We start from the raw sequence: 6,964 nt of genomic DNA, 5'->3' as shown, positions 1-6,964 counted from the left end.
CGCGTGGACGCCCTTGGTGTAGATGAGCTCTGCGGCGTGCTCCAGGATGCGGGCCGCATTGCCTGTCCCTTGTCGGTGAGCTTGTGGGGCTCCCGAGCTCCTGTCGTGGGTTTCACGCTTCGGACGATACCCAGATTGGGCTTGACAGCCCACCCCTAAGCAGCGTTAACTCCAGGAGTGGGCCGACAAGCCCAAAAAAGCTCGGATGCCACCATCCGCCGTCCGGCGACCACCCCGAACGGTCCGAAGACCTTGCCGCACTCCTCGGCCTTACCGAGCTTGGCCAGCTTCTGCTTCCCCCACACACAACCTCCAGCGCGCTGTTGCCCGGCAGTCCGGCGGCGACCTGGACGTCAGGTACTCGCTCACGCAACATGGAAGGGTTAACCCCATGCCTCTGGCGCTTCTTGCTCTCGCCATCGGTACCTTCGGTCTCGGAACCACGGAATTCGTCCCCATGGGACTGCTGCCCCAAGTCGCCGCGGACTTCCACGTCACCATTCCCACCGCCGGCCTGATGGTTACCGTCTACGCCCTCGGCGTCATGTTGGGCGCCCCGCTGATGACCGCACTCGGCACGAAGATGCCCCGCAAGCGGATGCTGATGCTGATGCTGGGCCTATTCGTCCTCGGCAACCTGCTGTCCGCGCTCGCCCCCAGCTTCGGGCTGATGATGGTCGGGCGCATCGTCACCTCGCTCGCGCCCGGCGCATTCTTCGGCATCGGATTGGTCATCGCCGCCGAACTGGTCGCCCCGGAGAAGAAGGCCAGCGCCATCGCCATCACGCTCACCGGCCTGACCGTCGCCAACGTCGTGGGCGTCCCGCTCGGCACCTACATCGGCCAGGCCGCCGGCTGGCGCACCACTTTCGTCCTCGTCGCCGGCCTCGGCGTGATCGGGCTGCTCGGCATAGCCAAGCTCGTCCCCGAACTGCCCCGCCCCGAAGGCGTCCACCTGCGGCACGAGCTCGCCGCCCTGCGCAACCCTCAGGTTCTGCTCGCACTGGCGATGACCGTGCTCGGCTTCGGCGGCGTCTTCGCCGCGATCACGTACATCGCCCCGATGATGACTCACGTCGCGGGCTTCTCTGACAGCGCGGTGACCTGGCTGCTGATCCTGTTCGGCATCGGCATGGTCATCGGCAACCTCATCGGCGGCAAGTTCGCCGACCGTGCGCTGATACCGATGCTCTACACCGCGCTCGGCGGACTGGCCGTGGTGCTCGGCGTGTTCACCCTCACCGCACACAGCAAGATACTCGCGGCGATCACCGTCCTGGTCGTCGGCGCGTTCGGGTTCGCCACCGTGCCGCCGCTGAACAAGCGCGTCCTCGACCACGCCCACAGTGCCCCGACCCTGGCCTCCGCCGTCAATGTCGGCGCCTTCAACCTCGGCAACGCTCTGGCCGCGTGGCTCGGCGGCTTCGTCATCGCCGCCGGCTTCGGCTACACCTCCCCCAACTGGGTCGGCGCACTCATGGCCGCCTCCGCCGTCGGGCTCGCCTTGTGGTCCGCAGCCCTGGAACGCCGCGACCAGCGCACCGCCGCGAACGCCAACCCCGGCCCGGTGCACAGCGAGCTCACCAGCTGCTGAGCCGCCGTCCGCCCCCCCTAGAAGGCTCATGAAGATCTTGGGGTTCTGGCTCCGCCGAGTGAGCGGCGGGGCCAGACTCGTTTCGTGGTGATGGGGAATGGGCCGGGGAGACGGTCGGACCGGATGTGTGGCAGACCTGCCGGGAGTTGATTCCGGCGGGGCGTTCGCGTTCCTGGCCGAGCACCGTGGTGCGCTGTTCCCGGCGGAGATGTTCGCGGACATGTGCCCGTCGGCGAACGGGCGGCCGAGCATGCCGACGCAGATCCTGGCCGCGGCGATCACGCTGCAGGCCCTGCACGGGCTGTCGGACTTCGAAACGGTCCAGGAACTGCGGTGTGACCTGCGGTGGAAGGCCGCGTGCGGGCTGGGCCTGAACGACATGGCATTCGATCCGTCATTGCTGGCCCACTTCCGCCACGGCCTTCCCGTTCGCTCACCACAAGGAGCGCTTGCCACCCGTCACACGGGCCGTGGATGTCACCAAGACCTTGCTCAGGCCTCGCCGTTCGCGCCGCCGGAAGGAAGAGTCCCGGGGGTGACGAGCTGCCGCACCGCGGCTCCGGCGGCCAGCGCGTCAAAGCCGGTGTTGATCTCCGCCAGGCCCAGGGTCTGGGTGTGGAGCGCGTCGACCGGCAGGCGTCCGGCCTCGTGCAGGGCCAGCAGACGGGGGATGTCCCGACGGGGCACCGCAGAGCCCATGTAGGAGCCGGTGACCTGGCGCTCCTCGCCGACCAGAAGCGCGGCGGGCAGTTCCGCTCGCTGATCGGGGTGCGGCAGGCCGGCCGAGACGGTCTGCCCGCCGCGACGCGTAGCGTTGTACGCGGCGGTGAGGACGCGCGCGCTGCCGACGGCTTCCACGGTGCAGTGCGCGCCGCCACCAGTGATGTCACGGATGACGTCGGGTGCGTCGTCGCCTGCCTTGACGGCGTGTGTCGCCCCGAGCGATGTGGCCAACTCGAGCTTGGCGTCGAGGGGATCCACGGCGATGACCGGGTGGCAACCGGCGAGATGGGCGCCCATGACCGCGGACAGGCCGACGCCCCCGAGGCCGAAGACGGCCACCGCGGTGCCGGGTGTCGGACGCGCGGTGTTGATGACGGCGCCGACGCCGGTCAGCACCGCACAGCCGAACAGCGCCGCCTTCTCCAGCGGAATGTGGCTGGGAATCCGGATGAGGGAGGCGGCCGAAACGACGGTCCGCTCCGCGAACGCCGACACGCCGAGGTGGTGGTTCAGCCGTTCTCCACCGGCCCGGTGGAAGGGCTTGGAGCCGGTGAGGAGCTCCCCGTGGGTGTTAGCGCGTGCGCCCGGTTCGCACAGAGCGGGGCGGCCCGATTGGCACGGCACGCATGCTCCGCAGGAAGGGACGAAGGAGAAGACGACGTGATCGCCGGGCTGCACATCGGATACACCGGGTCCGGTCTCTTCGACCACCCCGGCCGCCTCATGGCCGAGGACCATGGGCAGCGGCCGGGGCCGGTCGCCGTTGATGACCGACAGGTCCGAGTGGCACAGTCCGGCCGCGGCGATGCGGACCAGCACCTCTCCGCTGCCCGGCGGTGTGAGCTGGACGTCCTCGATGTGTACGACAGGGTTCGTGGCGTAGGGGGGCGTTGCCGTGCCGGTGAGGACAGCGGCCTTCGTTTCGATCACGGTGGTGGCGCCTTTCTCGGCGGTCGCGCGGAAGCTGCCCGATCCGGCAGGACTGTCCGCCGGATCGGGCAGACGGTCATGAGGCCGGAACCTGCGGCTGGTCGGCGGTCTGCTCCCGCGCGGCGCTGACGTCGGACAGATTCCGGGTGCTCGTCTCCTGTGCGAGCAGCACTGCGACGAGCGTGACCAGCGCCGCCCCGGCCAAGTACAGGGAGATCGGCAGCGAGGAACCGAAGCCGTCCAGCAGCGCGACGGCGATCAGCGGGGCCAGGCCGCCGGCGAACACCGACGCCAACTGGTAGCCGATAGACGCACCGGTGTATCGGACTCCGGTGCCGAACAACTCGGAGAAGAACGCCGCCTGCGGGGCGTACATCGCCGCATGCACGACGAGCCCGACGGAGATCGCGACGGTGATCGCGAGGGGAGATCGGCTGTCCAGCAGTACGAAGAAGACGAACGCCCAGATCAGCAGCCCGCCGACGCCGATCAGGTAGACCGGTCGGCGCCCGATCCGGTCGGAGAGCAACCCCCACAGCGGGATGACCGCGAACTGGATCGCCGAAGCGATCAGCACGGCGTTGAGTCCGGTGGTCTTGGACAACCCCAGGTGGCCGGTCAGGTAGGTCAGAACGAAGGCCGTGAAGACGTAGTACGAGATGTTCTCGGCGAAGCGCGCGCCCATGGCGATCAGCACCTCGCGCCAGTGGCGACGGAACGCTTCGATCAGTGGCAGACGCTGCTGCTGTCCAGAGCGACGCTGTTCCTCCTGCGCCTGCTCGAAGACCGGCGATTCGGACACCGAGATGCGGATATACAGGCCGACCATCACCAGCACTGCGCTGAGCAGGAACGGGATGCGCCATCCCCACGAGCCGAACGTGGCCTCGGACATGAACCCGGTCACCACTGACAGCGCTCCGGTGGCCAGCAGGCTGCCGGCGGGTACGCCGGTCTGGGGCCAGCTCGCCCAGAAGCCGCGCCGCCTGCTCCCACCATGCTCGGCCACCATCAGTACCGCGCCGCCCCACTCCCCGCCGACCGCAAACCCCTGCAGGAAACGGCAGGTCACCAAGAGGACCGCGGCCCATGAGCCCACGGCGTCATACGTGGGCAGCAGCCCGATCGCGAAGGTCGCCGCACCCATCAGGAGCAGACTGGTCACCAGCATGCGCTTGCGCCCGAGGCGGTCGCCGAAGTGGCCGAAGACGATGCCGCCGAGCGGCCTGGCCGCGAAGCCCACCGAGTAGGTGGCGAAGGCCAGCAGGGTTCCGGTGAGGGGATCTTGATTGGGGAAGAACAGAGTGTTGAACACCAGGGCTGCGGCAGCGCCGTAGACGAAGAAGTCGTACCACTCGATCGTGGTGCCGACCAGGCTGGCCAGGGCCACCTTCCGGAGGGCCGAATGCCGTTCCTGTGGACCGTTCATGCGGGAGGACCTTCCTGTGCGAATTTCGTACGAGGAGTTTGGTCGCTGAGCACCGACGGCAGCGATGTGTTCGTTCAACAGTGATGGCCGTACTTGATGTGCTCGTAGCACTGTTCGGTCGGGCTAGTCTGGGCACATGCGACGTTCGTTCGTGGAACTCCTTGAAGTGGGGGCTCCCCCCGAGGCGTTCGAGAGCCTGGCACACGCTGCCGCGGAGGGTGCTGGTGACCAGGAGCTGGAGGAGCTTCGGGCCCAGCTGGCCAGTGCCCTGCGGATGCGTGGGCTGATGGAGCGTCAGCAGCACCGGGAGAAGCAGCTGCGCGCCCTTTACCAGACGGCCACAGACCTCACGGCCCTGCGTGATGTCGATGCCGTGCTCGGCGCGATTGTGCGGCGCGCCCGGGAGCTACTGGGAGTCGACGTCGCATACCTGAGCCTCATCGACGACGAGCGGCAGGATGTGTACATCCGCGTCTCCGACGGATCGGTGTCGGCCCGGTTCCAGGGCATCCGGCTGCCGATGGGAACCGGGCTCGGCGGGCTCATGGTGCAGACAGCGGCTCCGTACGCCACCCAGGACTACCAGCACGACACCGGTTTCCTTCACGATGGGCCGGTGGACGCATCTGTGGCCGAGGAAGGCATCCACGCCCTACTCGGCGTGCCGCTCCTGCTGGACGGCAAGGTGATCGGCGGCCTGCTCGCGGGCAACCGCAGGCCCCGGCCCTTTCCACCGGAAGAGATCGCCCTCGCCTCGTCGCTGGCCGCGCACGCGGCGGTCGCCCTGGAGAACGCCCGGTTGTTCGCCCAGGCCCAGCAGGCATTGGACCGTCTCAACCAGGCGAACCAGGTGATCCTCGAGCACGCGGCGTCCGTCGAGCGAGCGGCCGAGGCTCACGATCGGCTCACCACCGTATTGCTGGAAGGCGGCGGCGTCAGCGACGTGACAGTGGCGCTGACCGAGGTGCTGGGCGGCACCGCGGCGATCCTGGGTCCCGACGGGAGTGCCCTGGCCAACACCGGCGCACCGTTGCCGCCGCTCGACCGCCGACGGCAGGCCGCAACCCAGGCGCGCGCCTCCGGCCACACCGTGGAACTGCACCATCCAGGAGATGCCACGCAATGGATCGCGGCAGCCGTCGCCGGCGGCGACCATCTGGGAACCGTCCTGCTCGGCGGGCACCAGGAACTCTCCGAGGTCGGGAAGAGGATTCTCGAACGCGCTGCGCACGTGGCGGCACTGCTCCTGCTCTTCCACCGCTCGCTCGCCGACACCGAAGACCGCGTTCGGGGCGACCTACTCATCGACGTCATCACGGACCCGCAGCGGCATGAGGCGACGCTGCGTCAGCGAGCACGCGGACACCGCGCCGACCTGGACACCGAGCACGCCGTCGTGGTGGCTCGTACGAAAGACGTCGACCGCCAGCGGGCCGCGGTCGTGGCCGCCCGGCTTGCCGCCGGCTACAACGGGCTTGCCGCCAGCCACCTCGAGGACCTTGTCCTCGCCCTTCCGCACGTCCAGCCAGCAGCCGCGGCCGACCTCGTCGCCAGCCGTCTGCACCAGGTCCTCGGCTACCGCGTCACCGCAGGAGCCGCCGGCCCGGCCGCAGGAGCGGTATCGCTGAGCAATGCATACAGGGACGCCAGGCGTTGCCTTGAGGCCCTGATTCTCCTCGGCCGCCAAGGAGAGGCCGCCGACGCCGGCGGTCTCGGCTTCGCAGGGCTCCTGCTCGGGCCGCAGACACCGCACGACATCCATGCCTACATCGAGGCGCGGCTCGGTCCCCTCCTGCAACACGACCGGCAGCGCGGCTCCGAATTCCTACGCACGCTGGAGAGCTACTTTCAGGCAGACCGCAGCCTCGCACTGACCGCTCGCACCCTTCATGTGCATGTCAACACCGTCTCGCAGCGCCTCAGACGCATCACCATGCTGCTTGGCAGTCGATGGAGGGATCCCCAGAACGCTCTCGAACTGCAAATGGCCCTCCAGCTCCATCGGCTACGCCCCCTTGACCTGCCAGCCGGAGATTGACTGACCGCAGCGCAGACCGCAATCCTGTGGGACTTTGTCGCCCGATTCAGGAGCGGTGTCGGCGGGGCTTGCTGCGGGGGCGGGGTTCGAGGCCGAGGTCGAGGTCGGCGAAGTGGGTGCGGCGTGCGGTGCCGACGGGGTGTCCGGTGAGGTGGTTATCGATGCGGTGGAGGTTGATCGCGGCGCTGAAGACGGGGGCGAGGCCGGTTTTGGCATGGCCTCAGTAGCGGCCGCGGCGGACGCCAGTGGT

General features: G+C 68.6%; 5 protein-coding genes and 1 pseudogene. 4 read left to right on the top strand and 2 right to left on the bottom strand.

Annotated elements, in window-relative coordinates; genetic code table 11:
- Positions 1-391: 391 nt before the first annotated feature.
- Together VXC91_RS40790 and VXC91_RS40785 are read left to right on the top strand one after the other, a co-directional pair.
- Positions 392-1,594, top strand: a complete 1,203-nt coding sequence (locus VXC91_RS40790; RefSeq protein ID WP_329512418.1) for an MFS transporter — start codon at positions 392-394, stop codon at positions 1,592-1,594.
- 97 nt (positions 1,595-1,691) lie between these two features.
- A pseudogene (locus VXC91_RS40785) lies at positions 1,692-2,006 on the top strand (transposase); the annotation flags it as partial.
- Positions 2,007-2,086: 80 nt separating this feature from the next.
- Here the strand turns inward: VXC91_RS40785 and VXC91_RS40780 are convergent.
- Together VXC91_RS40780 and VXC91_RS40775 are read right to left on the bottom strand one after the other, a co-directional pair.
- A complete protein-coding gene (locus tag VXC91_RS40780; RefSeq protein WP_329512417.1) occupies positions 2,087-3,247 on the bottom strand; it encodes a zinc-dependent alcohol dehydrogenase family protein in 1,161 nt (386 codons plus the stop codon).
- Between the two features lie 76 nt (positions 3,248-3,323).
- A complete protein-coding gene (locus tag VXC91_RS40775; protein ID WP_329512416.1) occupies positions 3,324-4,676 on the bottom strand; it encodes an MFS transporter in 1,353 nt (450 codons plus the stop codon).
- Between the two features lie 136 nt (positions 4,677-4,812).
- Between VXC91_RS40775 and VXC91_RS40770 the strand changes: the two genes are divergently transcribed.
- Complete coding sequence (locus tag VXC91_RS40770; protein WP_329512415.1) at positions 4,813-6,714, top strand: helix-turn-helix domain-containing protein; 1,902 nt, start codon at positions 4,813-4,815, stop codon at positions 6,712-6,714.
- Positions 6,715-6,769: 55 nt separating this feature from the next.
- The coding region (locus tag VXC91_RS40765) for a hypothetical protein (protein ID WP_329512414.1) at positions 6,770-6,964 on the top strand (195 nt) is incomplete at its 3' end.

This window comes from Streptomyces chiangmaiensis (assembly GCF_036281785.1).
GTDB classification, from domain to species: domain Bacteria; phylum Actinomycetota; class Actinomycetes; order Streptomycetales; family Streptomycetaceae; genus Streptomyces; species Streptomyces chiangmaiensis.
This window is presented reverse-complemented; position numbering and strand designations above follow the sequence as displayed.